Source organism: Candidatus Trichorickettsia mobilis, assembly GCF_963422225.1.
GTDB classification, from domain to species: domain Bacteria; phylum Pseudomonadota; class Alphaproteobacteria; order Rickettsiales; family Rickettsiaceae; genus Trichorickettsia; species Trichorickettsia mobilis_B.
Window position 1 is genome coordinate 729,194 of sequence record NZ_OY728607.1, and the last position, 25,911, is coordinate 755,104.

The 25,911-nt window shown below is 34.5% G+C and carries 30 protein-coding genes, 1 tRNA gene and 1 riboswitch; of the genes, 18 read left to right on the forward strand and 13 right to left on the reverse strand.

The window, feature by feature from the left end:
- Positions 1 to 10 precede the first annotated feature (10 nt).
- The 6 genes from rpmA to R2I74_RS03415 all read left to right on the forward strand — a co-directional run bounded on the left by rpmA (position 11) and on the right by R2I74_RS03415 (position 5,288).
- Positions 11 to 262 (forward strand): 50S ribosomal protein L27, encoded by a 252-nt coding sequence (gene rpmA, locus R2I74_RS03390; RefSeq protein ID WP_316353982.1) that lies wholly within the window; start codon positions 11 to 13, stop codon positions 260 to 262.
- Between the two features lie 296 nt (positions 263 to 558).
- On the forward strand, positions 559 to 1,284 hold the full coding sequence (gene tolQ, locus R2I74_RS03395) for a protein TolQ (RefSeq protein WP_316353983.1): 726 nt from the start codon (positions 559 to 561) through the stop codon (positions 1,282 to 1,284).
- Positions 1,285 to 1,604: 320 nt separating this feature from the next.
- On the forward strand, positions 1,605 to 2,042 hold the full coding sequence (gene tolR / locus R2I74_RS03400) for a protein TolR (RefSeq protein ID WP_316353984.1): 438 nt from the start codon (positions 1,605 to 1,607) through the stop codon (positions 2,040 to 2,042).
- Positions 2,032 to 3,003 carry an energy transducer TonB gene (locus R2I74_RS03405; RefSeq protein ID WP_316353985.1) on the forward strand — a complete coding sequence of 324 codons (972 nt, stop codon included), beginning with the start codon at positions 2,032 to 2,034 and terminating at the stop codon, positions 3,001 to 3,003. Before tolR ends, R2I74_RS03405 begins: the two co-directional genes overlap by 11 nt.
- Before the next feature lie 52 nt (positions 3,004 to 3,055).
- Positions 3,056 to 4,378, forward strand: a complete 1,323-nt coding sequence (gene tolB, locus R2I74_RS03410) for a Tol-Pal system beta propeller repeat protein TolB (protein ID WP_394355851.1) — start codon at positions 3,056 to 3,058, stop codon at positions 4,376 to 4,378.
- Between the two features lie 184 nt (positions 4,379 to 4,562).
- Positions 4,563 to 4,692, forward strand: a riboswitch (TPP riboswitch).
- A gap of 95 nt (positions 4,693 to 4,787) precedes the next feature.
- Positions 4,788 to 5,288, forward strand: coding sequence for an MFS transporter (locus R2I74_RS03415; protein WP_316353989.1), 501 nt, complete (start codon positions 4,788 to 4,790; stop codon positions 5,286 to 5,288).
- Here R2I74_RS03415 and R2I74_RS03420 read toward each other — a convergent pair.
- Positions 5,245 to 6,074 (reverse strand): IS5 family transposase gene (locus tag R2I74_RS03420; RefSeq protein ID WP_316353078.1). Its coding sequence is split into 2 segments (ribosomal slippage): positions 5,245 to 5,684 and positions 5,684 to 6,074, totalling 831 coding nucleotides; the frame shifts between segments, so codons are not numbered across the junction. The genes R2I74_RS03415 and R2I74_RS03420 overlap by 44 nt on opposite strands.
- Positions 6,075 to 6,154: 80 nt before the next feature.
- On the opposite strand from R2I74_RS03420, the gene R2I74_RS03425 reads away from it, so the two are divergent.
- From R2I74_RS03425 to R2I74_RS03435, 3 genes are all read left to right on the forward strand, one after another.
- A complete protein-coding gene (locus tag R2I74_RS03425; protein ID WP_316353990.1) occupies positions 6,155 to 6,931 on the forward strand; it encodes an MFS transporter in 777 nt (258 codons plus the stop codon).
- Positions 6,932 to 7,036: 105 nt separating this feature from the next.
- Positions 7,037 to 7,498: an SsrA-binding protein SmpB gene (smpB, locus tag R2I74_RS03430; RefSeq protein ID WP_316353991.1), complete on the forward strand. Its 462-nt coding sequence runs from the start codon at positions 7,037 to 7,039 to the stop codon at positions 7,496 to 7,498.
- 125 nt (positions 7,499 to 7,623) lie between these two features.
- On the forward strand, positions 7,624 to 7,998 hold the full coding sequence (locus tag R2I74_RS03435; protein WP_316353992.1) for a hypothetical protein: 375 nt from the start codon (positions 7,624 to 7,626) through the stop codon (positions 7,996 to 7,998).
- Here the strand turns inward: R2I74_RS03435 and R2I74_RS03440 are convergent.
- A protein-coding gene (locus tag R2I74_RS03440) for an IS5 family transposase (RefSeq protein WP_316353078.1) occupies positions 7,972 to 8,801 on the reverse strand; the annotation gives its coding sequence in 2 pieces (ribosomal slippage) (positions 7,972 to 8,411 and positions 8,411 to 8,801; 831 coding nt in all). The genes R2I74_RS03435 and R2I74_RS03440 overlap by 27 nt on opposite strands.
- Positions 8,802 to 8,864: 63 nt before the next feature.
- Here R2I74_RS03440 and R2I74_RS03445 point away from each other — a divergent pair.
- Entirely contained in the window at positions 8,865 to 10,319 is a 1,455-nt protein-coding gene (locus R2I74_RS03445; RefSeq protein ID WP_316353993.1) for an autotransporter outer membrane beta-barrel domain-containing protein, read from the forward strand.
- 384 nt (positions 10,320 to 10,703) lie between these two features.
- On the opposite strand, the gene R2I74_RS03450 is transcribed toward R2I74_RS03445, so the two are convergent.
- From R2I74_RS03450 to R2I74_RS03460, 3 genes are all read right to left on the reverse strand, one after another.
- A tRNA-Arg gene (locus tag R2I74_RS03450) sits at positions 10,704 to 10,780 on the reverse strand.
- Between the two features lie 151 nt (positions 10,781 to 10,931).
- Complete coding sequence (locus tag R2I74_RS03455; protein ID WP_316353994.1) at positions 10,932 to 11,345, reverse strand: hypothetical protein; 414 nt, start codon at positions 11,343 to 11,345, stop codon at positions 10,932 to 10,934.
- A 3-nt stretch (positions 11,346 to 11,348) separates the two neighbouring features.
- The gene (locus R2I74_RS03460) at positions 11,349 to 12,014 is read right to left on the reverse strand and encodes a hypothetical protein (RefSeq protein ID WP_316353995.1); all 666 of its coding nucleotides are present in this window, start codon (positions 12,012 to 12,014) and stop codon (positions 11,349 to 11,351) included.
- A 59-nt stretch (positions 12,015 to 12,073) separates the two neighbouring features.
- Here R2I74_RS03460 and R2I74_RS03465 point away from each other — a divergent pair, with 59 nt between their 5' ends.
- The 3 genes from R2I74_RS03465 to R2I74_RS03475 all read left to right on the forward strand — a co-directional run bounded on the left by R2I74_RS03465 (position 12,074) and on the right by R2I74_RS03475 (position 13,810).
- Positions 12,074 to 12,427, forward strand: coding sequence for an IS630 transposase-related protein (locus R2I74_RS03465; RefSeq protein ID WP_316353116.1), 354 nt, complete (start codon positions 12,074 to 12,076; stop codon positions 12,425 to 12,427).
- Positions 12,428 to 12,637: 210 nt separating this feature from the next.
- A protein-coding gene (locus R2I74_RS03470; RefSeq protein WP_316353063.1) for an IS5 family transposase occupies positions 12,638 to 13,467 on the forward strand; the annotation gives its coding sequence in 2 pieces (ribosomal slippage) (positions 12,638 to 13,028 and positions 13,028 to 13,467; 831 coding nt in all).
- Positions 13,457 to 13,810 (forward strand): transposase, encoded by a 354-nt coding sequence (locus tag R2I74_RS03475; protein WP_316353996.1) that lies wholly within the window; start codon positions 13,457 to 13,459, stop codon positions 13,808 to 13,810. The genes R2I74_RS03470 and R2I74_RS03475 overlap by 11 nt, the downstream gene beginning before the upstream one ends.
- Positions 13,811 to 13,929: 119 nt before the next feature.
- Here R2I74_RS03475 and R2I74_RS03480 read toward each other — a convergent pair whose 3' ends face one another.
- The 3 genes from R2I74_RS03480 to R2I74_RS03490 all read right to left on the reverse strand — a co-directional run bounded on the left by R2I74_RS03480 (position 13,930) and on the right by R2I74_RS03490 (position 16,029).
- Positions 13,930 to 15,108 carry an IS256 family transposase gene (locus R2I74_RS03480; RefSeq protein ID WP_458693310.1) on the reverse strand — a complete coding sequence of 393 codons (1,179 nt, stop codon included), beginning with the start codon at positions 15,106 to 15,108 and terminating at the stop codon, positions 13,930 to 13,932.
- Between the two features lie 95 nt (positions 15,109 to 15,203).
- On the reverse strand, positions 15,204 to 15,737 hold the full coding sequence (locus R2I74_RS03485; protein ID WP_316355231.1) for an IS630 family transposase: 534 nt from the start codon (positions 15,735 to 15,737) through the stop codon (positions 15,204 to 15,206).
- The gene (locus R2I74_RS03490; protein WP_316353116.1) at positions 15,676 to 16,029 is read right to left on the reverse strand and encodes an IS630 transposase-related protein; all 354 of its coding nucleotides are present in this window, start codon (positions 16,027 to 16,029) and stop codon (positions 15,676 to 15,678) included. The genes R2I74_RS03485 and R2I74_RS03490 overlap by 62 nt, the downstream gene beginning before the upstream one ends.
- 338 nt (positions 16,030 to 16,367) lie before the next feature.
- Here R2I74_RS03490 and R2I74_RS03495 point away from each other — a divergent pair, with 338 nt between their 5' ends.
- Both R2I74_RS03495 and R2I74_RS03500 read left to right on the forward strand, forming a co-directional pair.
- Entirely contained in the window at positions 16,368 to 16,523 is a 156-nt protein-coding gene (locus R2I74_RS03495) for a hypothetical protein (protein ID WP_316353997.1), read from the forward strand.
- Between the two features lie 149 nt (positions 16,524 to 16,672).
- Positions 16,673 to 17,797 (forward strand): IS91 family transposase, encoded by a 1,125-nt coding sequence (locus R2I74_RS03500; RefSeq protein WP_316352999.1) that lies wholly within the window; start codon positions 16,673 to 16,675, stop codon positions 17,795 to 17,797.
- 170 nt (positions 17,798 to 17,967) lie between these two features.
- Here the strand turns inward: R2I74_RS03500 and R2I74_RS03505 are convergent, their stop codons facing one another.
- From R2I74_RS03505 to R2I74_RS03515, 3 genes are all read right to left on the reverse strand, one after another.
- The gene (locus tag R2I74_RS03505) at positions 17,968 to 18,450 is read right to left on the reverse strand and encodes a hypothetical protein (protein WP_316355267.1); all 483 of its coding nucleotides are present in this window, start codon (positions 18,448 to 18,450) and stop codon (positions 17,968 to 17,970) included.
- A gap of 266 nt (positions 18,451 to 18,716) precedes the next feature.
- On the reverse strand, positions 18,717 to 18,962 hold the full coding sequence (locus R2I74_RS03510) for a hypothetical protein (RefSeq protein ID WP_316353998.1): 246 nt from the start codon (positions 18,960 to 18,962) through the stop codon (positions 18,717 to 18,719).
- A gap of 218 nt (positions 18,963 to 19,180) precedes the next feature.
- Complete coding sequence (locus tag R2I74_RS03515; protein WP_316354000.1) at positions 19,181 to 19,783, reverse strand: UbiX family flavin prenyltransferase; 603 nt, start codon at positions 19,781 to 19,783, stop codon at positions 19,181 to 19,183.
- 701 nt (positions 19,784 to 20,484) lie between these two features.
- Here R2I74_RS03515 and R2I74_RS03520 point away from each other — a divergent pair.
- Complete coding sequence (locus tag R2I74_RS03520; protein ID WP_316352999.1) at positions 20,485 to 21,609, forward strand: IS91 family transposase; 1,125 nt, start codon at positions 20,485 to 20,487, stop codon at positions 21,607 to 21,609.
- A gap of 265 nt (positions 21,610 to 21,874) precedes the next feature.
- On the opposite strand, the gene R2I74_RS03525 is transcribed toward R2I74_RS03520, so the two are convergent.
- Both R2I74_RS03525 and R2I74_RS03530 read right to left on the reverse strand, forming a co-directional pair.
- Complete coding sequence (locus R2I74_RS03525) at positions 21,875 to 22,147, reverse strand: HU family DNA-binding protein (RefSeq protein ID WP_316354001.1); 273 nt, start codon at positions 22,145 to 22,147, stop codon at positions 21,875 to 21,877.
- 355 nt (positions 22,148 to 22,502) lie between these two features.
- Positions 22,503 to 22,859 carry a glutaredoxin family protein gene (locus tag R2I74_RS03530; protein WP_316354002.1) on the reverse strand — a complete coding sequence of 119 codons (357 nt, stop codon included), beginning with the start codon at positions 22,857 to 22,859 and terminating at the stop codon, positions 22,503 to 22,505.
- Between the two features lie 458 nt (positions 22,860 to 23,317).
- Between R2I74_RS03530 and R2I74_RS03535 the strand changes: the two genes are divergently transcribed.
- The gene (locus R2I74_RS03535; RefSeq protein ID WP_316354003.1) at positions 23,318 to 24,832 is read left to right on the forward strand and encodes an AAA family ATPase; all 1,515 of its coding nucleotides are present in this window, start codon (positions 23,318 to 23,320) and stop codon (positions 24,830 to 24,832) included.
- Positions 24,808 to 25,689 (forward strand): AAA family ATPase, encoded by an 882-nt coding sequence (locus R2I74_RS03540; protein ID WP_316355269.1) that lies wholly within the window; start codon positions 24,808 to 24,810, stop codon positions 25,687 to 25,689. Before R2I74_RS03535 ends, R2I74_RS03540 begins: the two co-directional genes overlap by 25 nt.
- The last annotated feature ends 222 nt before the right edge of the window (positions 25,690 to 25,911 follow it).

Here is a 25,911-nt window from a genome sequence, read left to right on the forward strand (position 1 = left end):
GTATTGAAAGATGGCAACGAAAAAAGCTGGTGGTAGTTCTAGAAACGGCAGAGATTCCGCTGGTCGCAGACTAGGTGCTAAAAAATCTGATGGACAATATGTTATACCTGGTAACATTATTTTTAGACAACGTGGGACAAAATTTCATCCTGGCCAAAATGTAGGCATTGGTAAAGATCATACATTATTTTCCTTAATCGAAGGTAAGGTAGAGTTTACCCACAAAAAAGGACGTAAAATAATAAATGTACTTGCTGGATAAATAGTAGAGAATTATTTTATAAATAAACTTCTTTTCCAAACTCATTGTTGGTAGCAAAACTACTTTTCAGTTTTATTGCTATCTATAATCAAGTGATAGAATCACTTGACATTTATTCTTATGATTTTGTGAGTTTAAAAGGGCTAGTTTTTGACCTTCTGGAACAATCAACGCAAATTCGTCGCAAATCTTATTTGCCAACAAATCTACTTCCCCAATTTTTATCTTTGTTATTAAAATTATATTTTATAATAAGTTATTTATCTATAATTAAATTATTTAGTTAAGCAATCACAATGAGTACCATAACCGTTAACGAAGTAGCTAATATTACTGTTAGTAATAATTCTTCTATCTTTTCACTAATAGCTTCTGCAGATATTGTCAGTAAATCAGTGATGCTATTACTCATTATTGTCTCTATCTGGTCATGGACAATAATATTTGATAAAACTTTACGTCTAATTAAAATTAAAAAAAAAATCACTGCTTTTGAGGCAGTATTTTGGTCTGGACAAATTCTGGATCAGTTATATGAAAACATCAAGAACGCTGTTGACAACCCATTGTCCGCAATATTTGTTGGAGCCATGCATGAATGCAAGCGTAGTAGCAGAAAAAATCAAACGGACTCTTTCTTAAAAATTGGTCAAAAAGAACGGATTTTACAATCCATGCATTTAATACGAGACCGTGAACTAGAAAAACTGGAAACAAATTTGACTTTCCTGGCTACAGTAGGTTCAAGCGCAACTTTTATCGGATTATTCGGCACCGTATGGGGAATAATGCATAGTTTTCAATCCATTGCTGCTTCAAAAAACACTTCATTAGCAGTAGTTGCACCAGGAATAGCCGAAGCATTGCTTGCTACTGCGATTGGTTTGCTTGCGGCGATTCCTGCTGTAATTTTTCATAGCTATTTAATGAATAAGGTAATATCAATTAGTAATAAGATGGATGATTTTGTAGGAGAATTAAATACTCTGTTATCTAGAGCTATTGATGAAGAAAAAATATGATAGACTCGGTGAAAATTGAGAATTGCGTTGTCGTATTTGAAGATCTGTGCTGCTCACGTACTCAAGTGTACGCTCCGCTGCTCGACTTCAATACTCCTAGCACTTCTTCAATTTTGACCTTCGTCTATACCAACTCAAAATTTTGAGAATGTTCAATGAACAAGTCGTCATTGCGAAGGCTTTGCCTGAAGCTCTTCGCAATGACGAGAGAACCAATGACTGAGTGCAAGTGAGAGGTATGGTTTATCGAACACTTCAAATTCACGAGACATAAACTTGTTGTCCTCTTATATGATAAAGTTAAGGAAAAAGCATAATCTATGGCCTTTAAACTAGCAAATACACAATATAATAGACGCAGTAGGCGTAGCATAAGCTGCGAGATCAACATCACCCCGCTAGTTGATGTGATGTTGGTATTATTAGTAATTTTCATGGTTACTTCGCCAATGCTAGTGGCCGGTATTAACGTTGATTTACCGGAAACAAAAGCCAGTCCAATTTCAGGTCAAGATGAACCGCTAGTTTTAACTATTAACAAAAAAGGTGAACTCTTTCTAGTTGAAACCAAAATAGAACGTACCCATATAGCAGAAAAACTTACTCAAATCACCGCAGAAAAAAAAGATACCAGAATTTTTATCAGAGGTGACAAGGCAGCACCTTATGGCGAGATTGTAAAAATCATTGCTGAAATTCATGCTGCCGGTTTTTCAAAAGTAGCACTTATTTCTAATATTAAACACAATGAAAAATAATGATAATACTTCGCTTCTAGCATTATCATGTTCTCTTGCTGTGCATTTATTGGTGTTTTACATAGTAATATTTGGTTGGGCATTTGAAACTAAAGTACTTGAAGAAGAACAGGTGATCACCTTTGATATGCTACCAACTAGTGCTATATCAAACGTACCTACTAAAAAGGTTCAACAACCTGAACCAGAAAAAGTTGAGGACGCAAAAAAAATATTAAACACTAAAACCGATCCCGTTCTTGAAGTCCCAGCTCCAGTTGTAAAAAAAGAACCGACAGCTACTGCCACAGAAACTCCAAAACCTGCAATAGTAGAACCAGAATTACCAAAAGAAAATTCTATAGTCAAAGAAGAAGCTATTAACATTAAAAAACCAGAACCAATTCAAAAAAAAGAACCTAAACCTGAACCTAAGCCAGAAAAGCAAATTCCCAAAGAACCACTTAAGAGCCAAAAAAAGGAAAGCAAACCTACTGCAAAACCAGATAAAAAGAAAAAAATTATCAATGATAAAGATCTAGATTCACTACTTAAGACTTTAGAGCAATCATCTGATGGTAATAATAACAAATCAACTAAACATGCAAAAAAATCAGAACAAGGTGATGTAGACAAAGAATCAAAAGGTTCGTATGATGAGAACTTAGCTTTATCTATCAGTGAGATAGCTTTAATTAAACAACAAATTGAAAAACATTGGAATGTACCAGCTGGTACCGCAAATATTGAACAAGTTAGAATTACGTTATACATAGCTTTGAATAAAGATGGTACCGTAACGCAAGTACAAATCAAAAACAAATTTTGTGGAGCTGCGACACCAGACGCTTGTATGATGGTTGCCAATAGTGCCATGAGAGCAGTATGGCAAGTTAGTCCTTTTGAAAATTTATCAGCTGAACGTTATAGTATCTGGAAAGAATTTAATTTTCTTTTTGACCCTAGTGAGCTATTAAGATAAATATCCATGAGCCTTAGGCTCTACGAACAGAATTTGGAGTTATATTAAAATGATTCGCCTATTTTTTAGCATATTATTATTGTTAATTGCATTTAACAGTCAAGCCATCGAAACTATCACTATCAACCGTGGTCATGCAGATCCTATTCCGGTGGCAATTAATCATTTCAATGCGGATAATAGCGCAGATAATATAACCGGTGATAATATCACCAATGTTATTGCCAACGATTTAAAGCGATCAGGATTATTTAAGCCAATCTCTAGAGCAGCGTTCATTGAACATAAAATTGGCATTGAACATAAACCATTATTTGTAACTTGGAGACAAATAAACGCCAATTTATTATTAAATGGTGAAGTAACTCAAGGTGAGCATGGCAAACTGAAAGTTAGTTTTATTTTATGGGATACGGTGCTAGAAAAAGACATAGTTGGTGAAGTATTTGAGATACCTGCTAATTTATGGCGTCGAGTAGCACATAAAATTGCTGATAAAATTTATGAGAAGGTTACTGGTGATAAAGGCTATTTTGACACCAAAATTGCCTATGTTGCTGAAACTGGCACATACCTCAAACGAGTAAAGCGCATTGCGGTTATGGATTACGATGGTGCTAATCATCAATATTTAACTGATGGCAAAGATTTGGTATTAACGCCAAGATTCTCACCACAAAGTGATAGATTATTATATATTTCCTATGCTCGTAAAATTCCGCGGATTTATATGCGTAACTTAAAAACTGGCAAAGATACTGTTGTAGGCGATTTTCCTGGTATGTCTTTTGCCCCACGTTTTAATGCAGATGGCAGTAAAGCCTTAATGTCGATTGCAAAACATGGTTCTACTCACATTTTTTCTATAAATTTTCAAACAATGCGTATCACGCAACTGACTCAAGGATCCAGCATTAATACCTCACCCAGCTATTCTCCAGATAATAGTAAAATTGCATTTAATTCTGATCGCAGTGGCTCAAGACAGCTCTATATTATGAATGCTGATGGTTCAAATGTTGAGCGGATCAGCTTTGGCGGCGGGTTCTATACCGCACCATCATGGTCACCACGTGGTGATTATATTGCTTTCACTAAAATGACCAGAAGTGGAGGATTTACTATCGGGGTCATGCACCCGACAACAAATGCTGAAAATGTTGGTGAAAGAATTATTGCCAATGGTTATCTAGTCGAAGGTGCAACTTGGGCAGGTAATGGTCGAGTAATTATGTTTGCTAAAGGTGAACCACCAAGAGGAAATACTGCCGGCAAAAATCGAATATATTCCATAGATCTTACCGGCTACAATGAACTAGAAATCCCAACACCTAAGGATGCTTCTGATCCGGACTGGTCTAGAACTCTGCATTAAAACTTGCCATTGACAATATTTATATTCACTTATATATAGTTAATTAAACCTCTTTTGAAACTCAGCGAAGAGAGAGGATTTGAAGGAGACAGGATGCGCAAAACCGCAGCGTACTTTGGGTACGCGAGGTGAGTGCCGAACTGTATACAAATCTCTCTCTTCGCTGAGTTTCAAAAGAGGTCATTATTATCACCAGGGGTGCTTAAGAGCACTTATAGCTAAAAAAACTTAGTTATAAGTACTCTTAGGCTGAGAAAAACCCTTAGAACCTGTTCGGAGTAATGTCTGCGGAGGGAGAGTGTTGCTTTCATTAAATATCTGAGATGAGCTTCGTGCTCTTCTCAGCTCAGACTATTGATAAACAACCTCTGCCCTTCCCTCTGGTGATCAAAAACCAAAAGAGGGATACATGCGCGACCTTACCAAAAAAGACCTATCAATCTTGATCGGCAACAGTTTAGATCATTTTGACACTACTTTATATACTCTCCTAGCACCACATCTAGCTCCGCTCTTTTTTCCCAATACTGATAAAACAGTACAATTAATAATGGCCTACTCTGTTCTAGCTACTTCAATTTTTACTAGACCATTAGGAGCGATAATTTTCGGCACGGTTGCACGTCGTGCTCCAGATCTAGGTTTATATTATTCCTTGATTGGTCTGGCGATCACTACCACTATGATCGGGTTTCTAGCTGATTATAACACTATCGGGTGGTTAGCGCCAGCAAGCCTAATTATAATTAGACTTGTTCAGGGAATTTTTGCGGAAGGAGAACACGTTATCGCCAGATTATATATTCTGGAAGGCAAATCTGATGCTAAGGCACTACAAACTTCTTATATTAGACCTCTTTCGAAACTCATTTACCAAGATCCCAATTATATAAACCAGCAATTAAATTGAACCTAAGACCAAATCTTTTGCGTCTATTTCGATATTTATCAGCAATTATTTTAAAACGCTTTAACATACCTATAACATTTTCATTTAATACTCTGTCACTTGCTAAACTTCTATTATTTTTCTTATCTTCTTTGGTTAAAGCATTCTTTTTACTCTTTTTCTTTGGTAGCTCAGAATTTGTATGAATCTTCTGTAAGCCTTGATAACCAGTATCAGTAATCACTTTAACCTCAGGCAGTATATGGGTTCTTGATTCTTTAAATAATTTAAAATCATGACGCTTACCATTGGAAAAAGAAGTGCATATGACTCGTTTGCTTTTCTTATCTACTACTATTTGAGTCTTTAACGTATGTCTTTTCTTTTTACCTGAGTAATAGTATTTCTGTTTTTTTGGGGTCGCTCTATAGGGCTTTCTGTAGCATCTATTAAAACTAATTCATACTCCATACCGCTTTTAACTAGAGCCTTCTTACCTGGAAGAGCAAAATCCGGATGTTTTATTAGAGTGTCTTCAACAAAACGAATTGTTTTAAATGCACTGCTTTCGCTAACCCCATAATTCTTAGCTATATGAAAATAGGTACGGTATTCCCTTAAATATTCAAGTGTCATTAATAGGCTGTCTTCCATACTAAGACTAGCTCTTCTGCCACCTTGGTACCTCCTATTTATTTGTTTCTCTGTCTTTAAAATCCCTACCATCTTTTCGAATGTACTATTTCTTACCCCAGTTAATCTTCTAAAATGCTCTTCCGATAAAATGCTTAAATTTTTATATCTCATATAGTTCTAAATTAAGTAAATTCGACTTTATAGCATATTTAGTCCAGTTTCGAAAGAGGTCTATTTATGAAAGCTCTATTATGCTTGGTATTGGACTCGCCTCCATTGCTGCTTATTTAGTAGAACTATCTACATTCAAAGATGCCTGGCGTATTTGCTTCTGGTGTGGAGGTTGTACTGGATTGGCTGGTTATTATTTAAGACGATATTCAATTAATAAACGAGATGTTTTGCAAGCAGCCGCAAAAAGCAACTACTCGAATCTCTCTCAAGTTATGTGGCAGCACAAGTTAGTTATTGTACAAATCGCCGCTGTAATTAATATTTATTATCTTACCTATTGCATACCATTTATCGTAATGAACAGTTTTATCCCGTTAATTACAAATATTAGCGCAAGTACAATGCTAGCCCTGAATACCAGTTTATTAATCTTTGATATGCTATTCATCCCAATATGCGGAAAATATGCACAAAAATATCCTCCGGCGTTAATTATGAAAAATTCATGTATGGTGCTTGCGATTACTATTATTCCATTATGGTATAGTCTTAATCATGCTTCGCTATGGTATGTCACAGCAGTACGTCTATGGATAGTAATCTGGGGAATTATGTTTTTATGTCCACTAAATCTTTGGTGTAAGAAACTGGTAAATTCACCAGATCAATATTTGGTAGTAGGCATCGGCAATGCTTTAGCCTCAGCAACTGTAGGTCGACTTACTCCTGCAATCTGTTTGTCTTTATGGCATATTACCAATATCTCACTATCTATAGCATTGTACATTATTGTAATTATTATTGGTGCTATCTATGTAATCAATCTATTAGGCTCTGGAAAGGAAATTTTATAGAGCCTAACAAAAAAGTTCAGTAGACTTCTTATCTACTATTCTTGATTCTAACTAATTATACGCATATAGTAGTATTTATCTCAAATACTATTGAACTTATATAAAATGACCGAATATAAAAAAATTATTGCACAAAATAAACAAGCTTTATTTAATTATTTTATCGAAGAACGCTTTGAAGCCGGTATTATTTTAAAAGGCAGCGAGGTACAATCATTACGTCAAGGCAAAGGTAATATCACCGATAGCCACGCTACTAATGCCGGTAATGAGATATTTTTATATAATTGTCATATTGCCGAATATGATAAAGCTCATCAGTTTAATCATGATTCACGACGACCACGCAAACTATTACTACATACTAAAGAAATTAAAAAAATTATCGGTAAAGTCAGAGTAAAAGGTTACACTCTGATTGCATTAACCTTATATTTTAATAGCAAGAACATTGCCAAAATTGAGCTAGGACTAGCTAAAGGCAAAAAACTGCACGACAAAAGAGAATCCATTAAAGCCAAAGATTGGCAAAGAGAACAAGGAAAATTAATGCGCCGCAAATTTTAGGTAATATTCACACCAAATCAATATTACTCTAAGTCAATTATTATAATAAATTTACAACATGATATGCAATTATAAGTATTGTGTATGAACTATAATAAATTGTTGATTTATTAATATTCAAATTATTGATAAAATTTTTTGTTGTAATAATAGATTGGACAAAATATAAAAAATTAATGATCTCCACTACTATGCTAGGAACTATCACATTTTCAGCAACAACAGTGCTTGCTGATTCAGTACCACCTGACCCGGTTGTACAGTTATTTACCGTAGCAGCTGACGTAACAAAACTCATTTCTAATATCGTAAAACTCAAGAATGATCCGCTACCTCAAAAGGCTGGAGATGTTGTAGCTATAATATCTAATTTGATGGCGCTATCTAGGGATAGTAAGGGAATTGGCAATGCTTTTCAACACTATCCTGCAGTGGCCAAGACTTTCTTTGATACATTAGACCTCTTTCGAAACTCATTTACCAAGATCCCAATTATATAAACCAGCAATTAAATTGAACCTAAGACCAAATCTTTTGCGTCTATTTCGATATTTATCAGCAATTATTTTAAAACGCTTTAACATACCTATAACATTTTCATTTAATACTCTGTCACTTGCTAAACTTCTATTATTTTTCTTATCTTCTTTGGTTAAAGCATTCTTTTTACTCTTTTTCTTTGGTAGCTCAGAATTTGTATGAATCTTCTGTAAGCCTTGATAACCAGTATCAGTAATCACTTTAACCTCAGGCAGTATATGGGTTCTTGATTCTTTAAATAATTTAAAATCATGACGCTTACCATTGGAAAAAGAAGTGCATATGACTCGTTTGCTTTTCTTATCTACTACTATTTGAGTCTTTAACGTATGTCTTTTCTTTTTACCTGAGTAATAGTATTTCTGTTTTTTTGGGGTCGCTCTATAGGGCTTTCTGTAGCATCTATTAAAACTAATTCATACTCCATACCGCTTTTAACTAGAGCCTTCTTACCTGGAAGAGCAAAATCCGGATGTTTTATTAGAGTGTCTTCAACAAAACGAATTGTTTTAAATGCACTGCTTTCGCTAACCCCATAATTCTTAGCTATATGAAAATAGGTACGGTATTCCCTTAAATATTCAAGTGTCATTAATAGGCTGTCTTCCATACTAAGACTAGCTCTTCTGCCACCTTGGTACCTCCTATTTATTTGTTTCTCTGTCTTTAAAATCCCTACCATCTTTTCGAATGTACTATTTCTTACCCCAGTTAATCTTCTAAAATGCTCTTCCGATAAAATGCTTAAATTTTTATATCTCATATAGTTCTAAATTAAGTAAATTCGACTTTATAGCATATTTAGTCCAGTTTCGAAAGAGGTCTATTGTATGCCAAAATAAAAGATCCAACACAGCTGCCTGGAATTATAGCCGGACTGAAAGCTAATTCGACTAATCCAGACGCGTTTGGCAAGTATTTTTTATCATTAGGCGGCGTGTCTCCGGAAAAAGCAGCTGCAGAAATGGCGGCTATAGAGGCCTTTGTTAATATCAATGTAAAGCTTAAAAATACAATGGACGGATTATTTGTTAAGCTTGCTGCTGATTTACAAATAACACCGGCTCAAGCAGAACAAATGTTGATTAGTAGCGTTGCTAAACAAAATCCTGCCGCTGCAGAAATACTTAAAATATCCATTCAATATATCGATAGTACATATAAAAATTCAGAAAATCCTTTTACTATGGGTGCCGTTAAGAATTTCATATTTGATCCAAATGGTCCTATAGCTCAATCTTTATCAGGCAGTGATAAAGCCACTAAGTTAGCTGCTTTACCACCTGTACAAAAACCTGATACTACAAGTGTATATGCTGAAGCACTACGTAATACTGCTACAGACGTTTTACGTTTAGTAGATAATAGAATTGCTGTGCTTGCTATGAATGGTGGAAATCTGGCAGAAGGAGATGGAGTTGCTGCTGGTGACGGTATGTTTGACCATTACGGAGTTTGGGTTAAAGGTATGATCACTCAAGCACAACAAAAAGAATATGGCCTTATTCAAGCATATAAACTAAATCAGTCAGGCGTGACTGTAGGCGCTGATATTGGTAACACTCATAAACTGGGAGCAGCTTTTTCGTATACTCACACTACAGTTAATGGTAAAGGCGGTCATATCAGTAAAGATAGAGTAAGGAACTATATTGGTACTGTTTATGGATTATATGATTTCGAAAATAATATCTTTATCAGCGGTCAAGGTCAGTACGGAACTAGTAAGATGAAAAAATCAAGAGATACTAACGATTTAAATCATAATAATGCTTACGGAAAAACCAAAGGCACCATCTTCGGTGGTAAAATGGAAGCAGGCTATGATTATAAAACCAGCTATAATGAAAATTGGCACTTAATTCCAAGTACTGGTATCTCTTATAATAAATTAAATGTAAAGGGTTATCGCGAACAAGGCAGTGCTGACACCTTAACAAGACAAATAGACAAAAGAAATTCATATACAACATCAGCTCTGTTTGGAATAAAAACTAGTTATATTGTTAATATGCAAACTTATAATATAGTGCCAGAAGCACATATTAATATAAGTCAAATTCTCAAACAAAAAAATGGAGCTAGTGTTGTGTCAATTATTGATGCAATAGCTCCAACAACAACTCCATCAGCAAAAGCAGCAAAAACAACTTATGTATTTGGTGGCTCAGTCCAGATTTTACAGTTAAAAGCTTTTGATGTAACTTTAGGATATGATCATACTAGAAGTAAAAAATTCTACGCCAATACTGGATATTTAAACCTAAGGGTAAATTTTTAATTTCGAATATTATATTACTTACTCACCTTACGCAAGGAAAGGAAAAGTGGAATAAAAATGGGTAATCATTGTTCAGCGTGAGCGTTCACGGATTAAAAAATCGTCATTGCGAGGAGTGAAACGACGAAGCAATCCAGTTGAAATCAATGTTTTTTAGCTATTTTCTGGATTGCTTCGTCGTTTCACTCCTCAGCTCAGACGGTGGTTGTAGCTTTGTAAGCCTTGTACTAACGTTCAATCTTAAAAACCCGTGAACGCTTACTGTTCAGCAGTCTGGCAAAAAAACATAACAAAATAAACCTTAAGCAGTGCTAATAAATACTTTTACCACTTAAAATTTATTTTGTCATGCTTTTTTGCCAGACTGCTGAATGGTTACAAAAATGGTGCATTCGATTGGATTCGAACCAACGACCTTTGCCTTCGGAGGGCAATGCTCTATCCAATTGAGCTACGAATGCTATATATTAGACCTCTTCGGAAACTGATTCTTAGCGAGGAAGTTTTATTCGACCTGTAGTTGAGCACCGCTCAATATTTAATATATTTGAGAAGCGCAAACAAATTTCGACGACAAAATTACCACTAAGAATCAGTTTCCGAAGAGGTCTATTATAAAATAGTAATACCGCGAATACCTCCATGATAACAATCTAACTCAAATGAATTTGGATGTAATTTTTCACAACTATCACACGATCTTATATCAATAATATCCTGGTTATTATCAATAGTTTGCAATTGTAATAGTAATTTATGTAGAGATTCTACAGAACTTTCTGATTCATTACCACCTATTATATTCACCTTTATTAATCCAGAATCCTGAATATTATTGGGGTTAATTTCTGCAAAAAACTTAATTAATTGATCTTGATCCAAATTTCTTGCAAGAGCAACTTTTTCTAGTTTAGCAGAAAAAATACTATAAGCTATCTCTTGATTTAATTCTTTGGTATATAAAACCAATTCATCTTGCAGAGTAACAATTATATATTCTTTACTTTTTACTTCTATTCTTTTCATATATTATTTTCCAAAACTTTGATCTTTATTTTGATTTTGTTGACGATTTTGTGGAGTAGATGGTTGAGTGTTAGAATTAGATTTGCTCGGCGATTGGTTACGAAATTGCTCAACCTTTTTTATAGTTTCGGGAGAGTAAGTGGGTTTATCCAGCTCTTTTTGTTTAGCTTGATTTAGTTGAGGAGTATTTATCTCTTTTTGTAGCGATGCCACAGGTTGCTGAGGAGCATCCTTTTTTGGTTGCTGTGATTGTGCGGCCTTTCCTCCTGTGATAGTTTTCCAGGTGTTTTTTACTGCATCGACAATATTACTTGCTACTTCTTTAATGGCTTCCGCAATTTTTACCACTGCATTCTTAATCTTGCCCCAAGTGCTTTGCTCTTGTTGTGCTTCTACCGGCTTAGCTAATTTAGAGGTATTTTCTTTAATATTTTTTTCTAATTCTTGCTCTATTTTAGAAAAAGATTTATTAGGATCTTGCAGGGATTCTTTAACGTTACTCAATAAATTGCTTTTAATTTCTTGCCGTTGCTGCTCATTAATATTGATCTTTTGTTCTGATAAGCCTTGATTTAACTTATAATCCAAGTTTTTTTCTATAACAGCTTCAACTATTTTAGGATTGGATTGTCTAATTTTTTCTACTGTTTTAGCAAGTGGGTCATACATTATATAGCTAAACCTCTATAAAACGGTTATAATCAAAGGGTATAATTAAAATAATTGTTATGACATATTCGATAGATTTTAGAAAGAAAGTACTGGCTATCAAAGAAAAAGAGAAGATGAGTTTTGAATCAATATCAAAACGTTTTGGAGTAGGAAAAAACACGGTATTTGTATGGACTAAAAAAATATCTCCTCTAAAGAATAGGAATAGAGCTTCGAAAAAAATACCGATTGATAAATTGAGAGAAGACGTGGTGCAATATAGTGACGCGTATCAATATGAAAGAGCTGAGCGGTTAGGAGTGAGTAAATCTGGAATACAAAAAGCATTAAAGAAGTTGAACATTACGTATAAAAAAAGCTTTAAAACATCCGAAGGCAAAAGAAGAAGAGAGGTTAGAATTTCAGAATAAGATAAAAAAGTACGAGGCAGAGGAAAAAGTTATTGTCTTTACCGATGAGAGCGGGTTTGTCCATAGCGCGCCTAGAACTCACGGATATTCGGCAAAAGGCAAGAGGTGTTATGGTGTTCATGATTGGCATCCGTCAAAAAGAACTAATAGACCTCTTTCGAAACTGGACTAAATATGTTATAAAGTCGAATTTACTTAATTTAGAACTATATGAGATATAAAAATTTAAGCATTTTATCGGAAGAGCATTTTAGAAGATTAACAGGGGTAAGAAATAGTACATTTGAAAAGATGGTAGGGATTTTAAAGACAGAGAAACAAATAAATAGGAGGTACCAAGGTGGCAGAAGAGCTAGTCTTAGTATGGAAGACAGCCTATTAATGACACTTGAATATTTAAGGGAATACCGTACCTATTTTCATATAGCTAAGAATTATGGAGTTAGCGAAAGCAGTGCATTTAAAACAATTCGTTTTGTTGAAGACACTCTAATAAAACATCCGGATTTTGCTCTTCCAGGTAAGAAGGCTCTAGTTAAAAGCGGTATGGAGTATGAATTAGTTTTAATAGATGCTACAGAAAGCCCTATAGAGCGACCCCAAAAAAACAGAAATACTATTACTCAGGTAAAAAGAAAAGACATACGTTAAAGACTCAAATAGTAGTAGATAAGAAAAGCAAACGAGTCATATGCACTTCTTTTTCCAATGGTAAGCGTCATGATTTTAAATTATTTAAAGAATCAAGAACCCATATACTGCCTGAGGTTAAAGTGATTACTGATACTGGTTATCAAGGCTTACAGAAGATTCATACAAATTCTGAGCTACCAAAGAAAAAGAGTAAAAAGAATGCTTTAACTAAAGAAGATAAGAAAAATAATAGAAGTTTAGCAAGTGACAGAGTATTAAATGAAAATGTTATCGGTATGTTAAAGCGTTTTAAAATAATTGCTGATAAATATCGAAATAGACGCAAAAGATTTGGTCTTAGGTTCAATTTAATTGCTGGTTTATATAATTGGGAGCTTGGTAAATGAGTTTCGAAAGAGGTCTAATGTTATAGGGGCATTAGTAGGTAAATCGCTGCTAACCGTGTCAATTTTTGACGGCAATGTTAATACAGTTATTTTTAACAGCTGGGTAGAACAAGATTTAATACCGAAATTACCTAATAATTCCGTGGTTGTGACAGACAATGCAAGTTTCCATAAAAGTCCGTATTTAAAAACTATGATAGAAAAAGCTGGTCATATATTGGAGTACTTACCGCCTTATTCTCCTGATTTGAATCCTATTGAACCAAAATGGGCTCAAGCTAAATCTAGAAGAAGGAAATATCGCTGTGACGTAGACACTCTGTTTGAAAAGTACATGTTATAACCGTTTTATAGGGGTTTAGCTATAGTAATAACACAGAACTGTTCAGACATAGGTAGTAGATTCTGGTTTACTACAATATCTCTAATGGGAGTGTTCGGTGAACTGTGTCATTTTAAAAATCATCTCCTAAATTTTAGTCTGTCTGGGAAATAAATATCCAGCTGAGAAATTGCCAAAGCCCAATTTGGTACCGGCATATTCCATTTAGCTGTAATTTGTTTTATAGCGCAAAACATCAATTTAAACAAGGCGTTTTCTGATGTGAATGAGCCTTTAGTTTTGGTATATTTTCTGACTTGACGATGAAAACCCTCTATAGGGTTGGTAGTATAAATCAGCCTCCTTACCTCGTTCGAGTACTTAAAATAAGTGGTTAAATTATCCCAATTTTGTTGCCAGGATTTTATAACCATTGGATATTTTTTACCCCATTTTTCGTCAAGTTGTAATAGATTATACTCAGCAGAATCCTTACTTGCTGCCTGATAGACAGTTTTTAAATCTACCATGAATTCTTTTTGGTTCTTACTGGCAACATTTTTTAATGAATTACGAATTTGGTGTACTATGCAAAGCTGTACTTCAGTTCTAGGAAATGCCGTACTGATCGCTTCCGGAAAACCTTTGAGACCATCTATGCAGGCAATCAATATATCTTCAATTCCTCGTGCTTTTAAATCATTTAATACTGAAAGCCAGAAATGCGCTCCTTCTGATTCAGCGGGATAAAATCCCAGTATCTCTTTATATCCTGAACTGTTGATGCCCATAATATTATAGAGTACTTTAGTGATGACTTTATTATCCTGCTTTACTTTAAAAAACATTGCATCTAAAAACATCACTGCATATACCGATTCAAGCGGTCTTGCTCGCCATTCATTTAGCATTGGCACTAGTTTATCAGTTACACTAGAGATAGTAGCTGCCGATACTTCTACCCCATAAATTTCTTGTAAGTGATTAGCTATCCCATCATAGGATGTCCCAAGACCGTAAAGGGCTAGTATTTTATTATCAAGTTCCTCATTTAATATTGTTTGGCGTTTTTTAATTAATTGTGGTTCAAAACTACCGTTGCGATCTCTGGGTACTTCAAGTTCAAAGGCACCACTACCGGTTCTCATAGTTTTAGTAGCAACGCCATTTCTGCGGTTGCCGCCTTGCTCAAGCGTCTCTTCTTCTAAATGAGAATCCATCTCACCTTGCAAAGCTATTTGTGTTAAGTCTTTAACTAAATTTGTTAACAGCCCACCTTTACCAAGTAATGGTTTGCCTTGATAGAGACCCCTAACAATCTCGGCTAACGCCTCATTTTGTGTCGAAGGTAAATTTGTTACTTGCTGCGCTAAACTAACTTCAGTTAAATTATAGCTAAACCCCTATAAAACGGTTATAACATGTACTTTTCAAACAGAGTGTCTACGTCACAGCGATATTTCCTTCTTCTAGATTTAGCTTGAGCCCATTTTGGTTCAATAGGATTCAAATCAGGAGAATAAGGCGGTAAGTACTCCAATATATGACCAGCTTTTTCTATCATAGTTTTTAAATACGGACTTTTATGGAAACTTGCATTGTCTGTCACAACCACGGAATTATTAGGTAATTTCGGTATTAAATCTTGTTCTACCCAGCTGTTAAAAATAACTGTATTAACATTGCCGTCAAAAATTGACACGGTTAGCAGCGATTTACCTACTAATGCCCCTATAACATTAGTTCTTTTTGACGGATGCCAATCATGAACACCATAACACCTCTTGCCTTTTGCCGAATATCCGTGAGTTCTAGGCGCGCTATGGACAAACCCGCTCTCATCGGTAAAGACAATAACTTTTTCCTCTGCCTCGTACTTTTTTATCTTATTCTGAAATTCTAACCTCTCTTCTTCTTTTGCCTTCGGATGTTTTAAAGCTTTTTTTATACGTAATGTTCAACTTCTTTAATGCTTTTTGTATTCCAGATTTACTCACTCCTAACCGCTCAGCTCTTTCATATTGATACGCGTCACTATATTGCACCACGTCTTCTCTCAATTTATCAATCGGTATTTTTTTCGAAGCTCTATTCCTATTCTTTAGAGGAGATATTTTTTTAGTCCATACAAATACCGTGTTTTTTCCTACTCCAAAACGTTTTGATATTGATTCAAAACTCATCTTCTCTTTTTCTTTGATAGCCAGTACTTTCTTTCTAAAATCTATCGAATATGTCATAACAATTATTTTAATTATACCCTTTGATTATAACCGTTTTATAGAGGTTTAGCTATATTACTGTTTATATTCTTCTTCATGTCAAACTCTCTGCTTTCTGTACAGTTTATAAAGATAAATTACTTATTAATTTATCTTTATCCTGAATCGGTTGCAAAGATAATTTTTTATCATTAAAAAATTATCTTTCTAGGTTTGACACAGTTTGTTGAACGTCCTCAAAGTACATGTTATAACCGTTTTATAGGGGTTTAGCTATATTAGCATTCCATGTTTCTGAAGAATTACCAACGGTCGTGTTTTTAGGAGTATTTAAATGACGTTGTACCAATGATTCTTTGTCTAAATCGCTAAATACCGGAGCTTTCATTTCTGGAGATTTAGTTAAATCAAAAGCAAAATTCAATGGTGGCGTTAGATTATGTAATAATTTTCTTGCATCTGTGGTTTCATGGTGTTTGCCAGGTACTGCATGTTCTAGTTTAGCGGTTTGAGGACAAGATAAGCCACCTATCGGTGGCAGCTTAGCTTTTTACATCTCTTGCCAACTTCTGTTATCAAAGGTAATATGCAAGTCATTACAAATAATCAGAGTAAAAGATGGAAATAATCGGTAAAGGAATCTCTATAAAACATATTTTTCTTGATCGGGGTAATTGGCGTCGATTTCACTGAAAAATATAGCGAGCTGAGGTATGGTATTATCTTTAACGTTACTAAAGTTATATTGTGCGGAACGAAATATTTAGGATTTAAGAGTTATAGCTGCCCTACATGTGATCACGGTAAATCAGTAGTATTTAGTTGTAAAGGTAGATTTTGTTCTCGTTGCGGTAAGAAGCAAACAGATCAATGGATAAGTAAAGCTACCAATGTTCTACCAAAGACACGTTGGCAGCACATTACATTTACAATGCCCGACTCATTATGGCCAATATTTTGGCTTAATCGCAATCTGTTTGGATTAATTTCTGCTGTTGCCGCCGGAATTATTAAGGAAATAGCAACAAAGAAAAAGATTGTAGTCGCTATATTTACTGCCCTGCACACCTTCGGTAGAGATTTAAAACGTAATGTTCATATCCATTTATCGGTTACTTGCGGCGGTATAGATAGCAAGGGTAATTGGCGTAAATTATTTTTCCCTGCCGAGCCTATTAAAAAAATGTGGAGACATAGAATTCTTGAGTTATTTCGCTCAGAATACGCCTCAAGTAATTTGAAATTACCGTCGAAATATCAAAATGATGGCGATTTTAACAACTGGATGATCGGCCTATATGAAATCAGTTGGTATGTTTATTTGCAAAAACCATCAGACGATCATAAACGCAACATAAACTATTTAGGGCGATATATAAAACGACCTCCTATTTCTGAGGCAAGAATAGAGGAATATGATGGACTGCAAGTAACGTTTAGATTTCTTGACCACTACAATAACACGATTGATCACGTCACAATGCCTGTACTGCAGTTTATATCTAGCCTGATTATGCACATACCCGATCGTTATTTTCGAATAATAAGGTACTACGGCTTTTTATCTAACAGAACTAGAGGAATACAACTACCTATTGTATATAAGGCGATAAACCAAATTATACCTAAGAAAATCAAGTCATTGAACTGGAGATTAATGATTTGGTTAAACTTTAAAAAAGATCCGTTATCTTGTCCAAACTGTAATCAATTTATGAGCCTGAGACAGGTTTATTACGGTTTATCTCCACCCTTGTTATTAGTGAAGATCAATGAATTATTGTGAACGCCTCGGTGATATTCATATGGTGAACCGTTGCTTCACGCCACGTTAATATAATTTTAAAAAATTGGCCTATTTTGAGATAGATTTTAAGAGAAGATTTTTATACAAGTGTCAATAATTTCTAATATCACAATTTAACAACCAAATTTTTAAAGAAAATTTTAAAATTTTCAAAAAAATATTTTTGGTAAAATTTTTGAAATTCCTATACTATAAAATACAATTCCTGATGGAGCTCCTTTATCACCAATATCTGCGGATTTAATATTCACTGTCGCGTGTTTGCTTAACTCTCCCGTGACTCTTGCTATATTATCATCTGATACTGCTTTAGATTGTGGTGACCGATCTCGTCCTCCAACTAAATAAGCATCTAATTTTGTGCCTTCTGGAAAATTTGCGACTACATTTGCTAGTGATGTAGTGTCAGTAAATTTATCAACATGTGCTAAGGCGGTTTTTTTTGTGATAGGATCATGAAGAATAACAGCAACACATTGTTGTATATTATCAGTGCCTATTTTCTTATCTGAAAAACCAACTTCATGCTGTTCTACCCTATCCGCAGTATAATCGACCTTACCTTGTTGTAGATCATAACCAACTGCATAATGTTCTAACGCTTCTTTGTGATTACCTCGTGCTCTATTCACACCACCAAGCGCTAATCGTGCGCTTAATTCTGCAGATTGATCATTATTCTTTAAGCTATTCTCTAAGGAAGCTTGATTGTCTTTTTCATACTTCTCAAGAGTGCCATTTGCTTGATGAATATTCGCCAGACTTTTATAATCTATTTCAGCGCCAGAATAATCTTTAGCTTCCATACGTCCTGATGCACTCTTCTCAAAATTTGACGTAGCTTCTGTATAATTTCCTAGTGTAACCTGAGTTGTACCGATATTACGATATACATCTGCTAAGAATTGATTATTAGGGTGATCTTAGGGGTAACCTTTTCAACCTCTTGAAATTGCTGTAAGGCTTGTTGTGTTTGTCCTTTGCTTAAGAATTCGTAACCCTTGTTGTACAAATTACCGACTTCTTGAGGGGGAGTATAATATGGCTTGGCGCTTAAATACTCAGAAAAGCTAGATTTTAAAGATGATAATTGATTTAACATCTCAGTTTGAGTTGTTTCTGCAGCTTGTCCGTTAATTAACATATAAATCTATACCTATCTGAGAGAAGTGGTGTTGGGGATGGAAGCAGATCCGCTTATCCGTAAAATGTAGAAATTGTGAGAGAGGTTCTAATATAAAATATATATTCAAGCCATAGTACCGTCAACTAACAACCTAAAATTTTGTAAGATTTCAATGCTCATTTCTAATCTACTGCAAGTAATTTTGGTAAATTGTAGAAGAATCGCTACAAGAAAGTCTATTCTAAATCTGATTTATACGACAAATTCATGCCGTCCCATCGTTTTATAGTAGGAGTGTCAATATTAAATAAGTCTAGGACTCTGGCTACCGAATGATTTATAAGATCATTGATATTTTCTGGGGAATTGTAAAAAGCAGGCACAGGTGGAGCAATGATGGCACCATATTGTGATGCTTGTAGCATATTTTGTAAATGTCCAATATGTAAGGGGGTCTCTCTAGTCATTAAAACTAATCTACGTCTTTCTTTTAAAGTTACACCTGCTGTACGGCTAATCAAATTATCTTCGTAACTACTAGCAATTGAAGCTAAAGTTTTCATACTACATGGAGCAATTATCATGCCCATAGTTTGAAAAGAGCCACTAGCTATTTTAGAACCTATATCTGTGTAGTTATAAACATAAGTTGCCAAACTTTTTACTTGTTTAATTGAGTAGGTAGTTTCTTGAGTAATTGTTAGATAGGCAGATTTTGAGATAATTAAATGACTTTGTATATTATGACATTTTAAGTACTCAAGCGTTTTTATACCATAAATTGCGCCTGAGGCTCCTGAGATTGCCACTACTATTTGTGGGATATAGTTATTGTTCATTAGGCCTCTTGCATAACTTATTCTGATTGTTCATTTTGATGTCAAAACTTGGCTCTGGTTGCATGCGATCCGCATCTGCATATTATCTGAGAATTCTTAACTATCATAAGATGCATCAAAACTTGTTTCGGGATGACTCATCTGTCCGGGATGATATCTTCAGCTTATGCAAATGTATTGTATCTATGTTTTTTCAAGTTTTTTAAAAAAAGCTGTCTAATATTCTTAAGGATGTAGCATATGGAAAGGAGGAGCATTACTTGGTTAAAATTAGTTTTACGTTGTCCGTAATTCAAGATCTTAAGTTATTGTATCTTAATTATTAGTAAGTATACGCCGGCTCGTGTGTAAGACTTATACTCTTCTGCTTTTACAATTGTTTTTTGATTTTATCAGTGTTTCGTGTGCGAAACAAATTAATTTTGCGCACACTCACACCTCAAAATCCAATCCAATTGTTGAAATCCTTCGAGGATATTACACTCCGAGCAAATTCGGCGTCAATAAAACTTTAATCTACCTAACTCGTAGGATACAGGTGTGACATTAAAAAGACAAGATAAGCCACCTATCGGTGGCAGCTTAGCTTTTTACATCTCTTGCCAACTTCTGTTATCAAAGGTAATATGCAAGTCATTACAAATAATCAGAGTAAAAGATGGAAATAATCGGTAAAGGAATCTCTATAAAACATATTTTTCTTGATCGGGGTAATTGGCGTCGATTTCACTGAAAAATATAGCGAGCTGAGGTATGGTATTATCTTTAACGTTACTAAAGTTATATTGTGCGGAACGAAATATTTAGGATTTAAGAGTTATAGCTGCCCTACATGTGATCACGGTAAATCAGTAGTATTTAGTTGTAAAGGTAGATTTTGTTCTCGTTGCGGTAAGAAGCAAACAGATCAATGGATAAGTAAAGCTACCAATGTTCTACCAAAGACACGTTGGCAGCACATTACATTTACAATGCCCGACTCATTATGGCCAATATTTTGGCTTAATCGCAATCTGTTTGGATTAATTTCTGCTGTTGCCGCCGGAATTATTAAGGAAATAGCAACAAAGAAAAAGATTGTAGTCGCTATATTTACTGCCCTGCACACCTTCGGTAGAGATTTAAAACGTAATGTTCATATCCATTTATCGGTTACTTGCGGCGGTATAGATAGCAAGGGTAATTGGCGTAAATTATTTTTCCCTGCCGAGCCTATTAAAAAAATGTGGAGACATAGAATTCTTGAGTTATTTCGCTCAGAATACGCCTCAAGTAATTTGAAATTACCGTCGAAATATCAAAATGATGGCGATTTTAACAACTGGATGATCGGCCTATATGAAATCAGTTGGTATGTTTATTTGCAAAAACCATCAGACGATCATAAACGCAACATAAACTATTTAGGGCGATATATAAAACGACCTCCTATTTCTGAGGCAAGAATAGAGGAATATGATGGACTGCAAGTAACGTTTAGATTTCTTGACCACTACAATAACACGATTGATCACGTCACAATGCCTGTACTGCAGTTTATATCTAGCCTGATTATGCACATACCCGATCGTTATTTTCGAATAATAAGGTACTACGGCTTTTTATCTAACAGAACTAGAGGAATACAACTACCTATTGTATATAAGGCGATAAACCAAATTATACCTAAGAAAATCAAGTCATTGAACTGGAGATTAATGATTTGGTTAAACTTTAAAAAAGATCCGTTATCTTGTCCAAACTGTAATCAATTTATGAGCCTGAGACAGGTTTATTACGGTTTATCTCCACCCTTGTTATTAGTGAAGATCAATGAATTATTGTGAACGCCTCGGTGATATTCATATGGTGAACCGTTGCTTCACGCCACGTTAATATAATTTTAAAAAATTGGCCTATTTTGAGATAGATTTTAAGAGAAGATTTTTATACAAGTGTCAATAATTTCTAATATCACAATTTAACAACCAAATTTTTAAAGAAAATTTTAAAATTTTCAAAAAAATATTTTTGGTAAAATTTTTGAAATTCCTATACTATAAAATAATTAACACAATATTTAAAATATAACTATAAACTACTTACAATAAATTAGTTGCAAGCATCTTTCATCTTCTTTCCAGCTTTAAATACTGGTTGTTTATAGGCCGCAATATGCATTTTCTCACCTGTCTTAGGATTACGTCCTTCTCTTGCTTGTCTACTTTGCACTTGAAAAGAACCAAACCCTACTAAATTAATATCATGTCCTTTACCCAGAGCCATTATAACACTATCTGTTACGCTATTTAGAGCTCTTTCTGCATCTGCTTTTGAGTTACCTGAAAGCTCCGCCATAAGGCTAATCAGTTCTCCTTTATTCATAGATTACTCCTGTTTAATTTATTGACATGGATTTTTGTTATAATCAGGGATTAAATACTTAGCGCTGCCTGACTATGGGTGATGATATAACAGATAGGGCATTGATAGCAACTGGAACTGTTATGTTTGATATTTTAATAGATTATTTATCCATACGATTTAAATTGCATTGCTGCAATCTTGCATCATAGTGCAATTCTTAAGTGATTTAAGTCAATGTTTTTGCAAATTACTGGGCACTTCCCCGCACAGAAATTTTATAGAGATTATTTTCAGTAGGTTTTAGCCGAAAAATAACGGGAATTTTGCAGGTAAAATGTACAAAATAAGCCTATTAAAATTCCCGCGTAAGAGCCTAGAACTGATTTAGTAATTTAATGAGTTGATTAGTGTTGTTGAGATTAGCAAGTTCTTGGTAGCCACCTATAAAAACTTCGTTAATAAAAATAAATGGTACCGTTGATTGCCCCGTTTGGCTACATAATTTTGCGTATTGTTCTTTATCCCAAGTGATATCTATATCGATGTAAGGTATATCTTTATTATCAAGTAGTTTTTTGGCTTCAATGCAGAACGAGCATTCTTCCCTGCCATAGATAACAATTTTTCTTTTATATTCTCTAATATCTTTAGCTTTTAGGTCTTGACTGTATATTGTATATACAAGAAAGCAGAGTAATGCTACTATTGGTAGGTAGAAACTTTTTATCACTTAGCTCCTCCTGTATAACTTATTCTGGTTGTTAATTTTGTTGTCAAAATTTGGCTCCGGTTCTCATGCGATCCTCATCTGCATTTTTCCTAAAAATTCCTCAACCATTTTTAAGTTATGCAAGAGGTCTGTAGATAGTTGTATAATATAATTGTTGTTAATATATCACACTATATAAATCGTTGATATATTAAATATAGCAAAACTATTTCATTAAATCTACCTACACGAACAAAATAATATCAAATCCCATCATAATATTACCAAATTCTTGATTCAATATCAATTAATTATTAGATCCTATTATGCTTAGTTGAGACTAAAGACTCTTGAATGTTCAGAGTTACAATAATTCACACCAATATCAATTGATAATATATATGCAAAAGGATAAGATATTTATTACAAAAATCTGTATTTTCAGGCCAATTATTTAGTTATGGAGTATTTTGTAATTTATGATCTCTAAAAACATTGAAATTATCTTAAATAAGGCTTTAGCAATAGCTAATGAATATCATCATGAATATGCGACATATGAACATTTGCTGTTAGCATTGCTTGATGATAATGATACGCAAAAAGTATTTAAATATTATAAAATGGATGCTGATATTGTTGCAAACAAACTACGCCGGTATCTACAGCAGGATTTAGCAGAATTAGTGAACCGCGATAATCTGGAAGAGGTAAAGCCAACCGCCGGGTTTCAGCGTATTATTCAACGAGCAGCAATTCATGGTCAGGCTAATGGGCTGGCGCGTGTTAGTGGAGCTTATATGCTTGCCGAGTTTTTTTTAGAACAGGAAGCATATGCTGTTCATTGTTTGCGAGAAAGCAATATAACCAGACAGCATGTATTGAGTTATCTAGCAAAAAACAGTGGCAAAAAAGAATTGCGACAATCTCAGTCAGAGCCTTATTCAACTTTATTAGATGATAATAAAGCTAAGGTTGAAAAAAATAAGTGCACTCATGATAGTATTATAAAAAATAAAACGCAAATGCCAAAATCAACATCTCAACAGATAGAATTGGATAATTATTGTGTTAACCTAAATGTCAAGGCACGTGATGGTAATATAGATTGTTTAGTCGGTAGACAAAATGAAATCCAAAGAACTATAGAAATATTGTGTCGTCGTCGTAAAAACAATGCTTTGTTGGTAGGCGAACCTGGAGTAGGAAAAACAGCAATTGCTGAGGGGTTAGCACTCAGGATAGAGAAAGGAGATGTGCCTGACGTACTAAAAAAATCTATAGTTTATTCTTTAGACATAGGCAGTGTTGTAGCTGGAACAAAGTATCGTGGAGATTTTGAAGAAAGAATAAAGAAAATATTTACTGAGCTTAAAGCCAGACCAGAAATCATCCTATTTATTGATGAAATACATACAATAATAGGAGCTGGCTCGACTACTTCTGGTGCTTTAGATGCTAGTAATTTGTTGAAGCCTGCGTTTGCTAAAGGCGAATTACGTTGTATCGGTTCTACTACTTTTCGTGAATATCACAATTATTTTGAAAAAGATATGGCGCTTGTACGACGTTTCCAAAAAATTATTGTAGATGAGCCTGATGAACAAACTACAATTAATATTTTACAAGGTCTTAAAGGGTACTATGAGCAGCACCATAAGGTTAAGTATGATGATGCTGCTTTGACTGCTGCCGTAATATTATCCGTAAGATATATTAATGACAGACATCTACCAGATAAAGCAATAGATTTGATGGATGAAGCTGGAGCAAGAAAGAATATCAAAAATATGCCAGATAGCATTCCTATTGTCACGGTCAAAGATGTTGAAGAGTTAGTATCAACTATTGCTAATATTCCTAATCTTTCAGTTAGTGCAAGCGATATTGTCGGTTTAAGAGACTTAGAAGGAAATTTAAAAATTATATCTTTGGACAGGATGAAGCAGTCGCTAAACTGGTTGCAAGTATTAAATTATCACGAGCCGGTTTAAAAAAGAATACGCGTCCAACCGGTTGTTACCTTTTTGCTGGTACTACTGGTGTAGGCAAAACCGAGTTAGCCAAACAGTTGGCTAAATTTTGCAATATGGAACTTATTCAGTTAGACATGTCAGAATTTTCTGAAAAACATTCAATGTCTAGGTTATTAGGTAGCCCGCCTGGATATACTGGTTTTGACCAAGGTGGGCAGTTAACTGAGGAAGTAGATAAATATCAATATTCGGTAGTGTTATTTGATGAGATCGAAAAAGCTCACCCGGAAATTCTCAATTTATTACTGCAAATTATGGATGAAGGAACGATAACTGATAATACTGGTAAGGAAGTTAATTTTACTCACACCATTATTATATTAACTACTAATCTGGGTTCTGAAGCTTCAACAAAGACTCCTATGGGCTTTGGTAGCAATGATTATATTAAGAAGCATAATGCAAGCTTAGACGCTATTAATGCAGTGTTTACTCCTGAGCTTCGTAATCGTTTGGATAGTATTATCATATTTAATCCTTTAGATGATAAAATCATTAATATGGTTATAGAAAAGAATCTAAAAGAGCTAGCTACTCAGTTAATTGAACGTAATGTGCAAATTTCAGTTAATCAATCGGTGACTAAATATTTAGCAAATAATTGTTTGGCACAAGAAAATGGTGCACGTATTTTAGATCGAATAATTGATAATACTTTAAAACAGCCAATCGCTGATGAAATTTTGTTTGGTAAATTACAGCATGGTGGCAGTGTATCGATTACCGCAACTAAGAGCGGTGATTTAAAATTTAAATTTGTTGGTAAATCAAAAACTGAAACTACTAATTCACTAGAATATAGTGAGGAGGTCTAATATTATTCTTGACATATTATAGCGGGATAATGTATTTATTTCTCATGGATACTTAAAGACCTCTCTCACAAACTCTACGTTCTTGTGGATGATTTGCACGAAGGTGCGGCACTCAAATCTGAAACAAACCTAAAGTGCGTTGCGGGTCGAGGTTCCGTGTCTCCCTCAAATCCGCTCCCACGCTTGAGTTTGTGAGAGAAGCTTAAAGTCTAAATTAAAAAT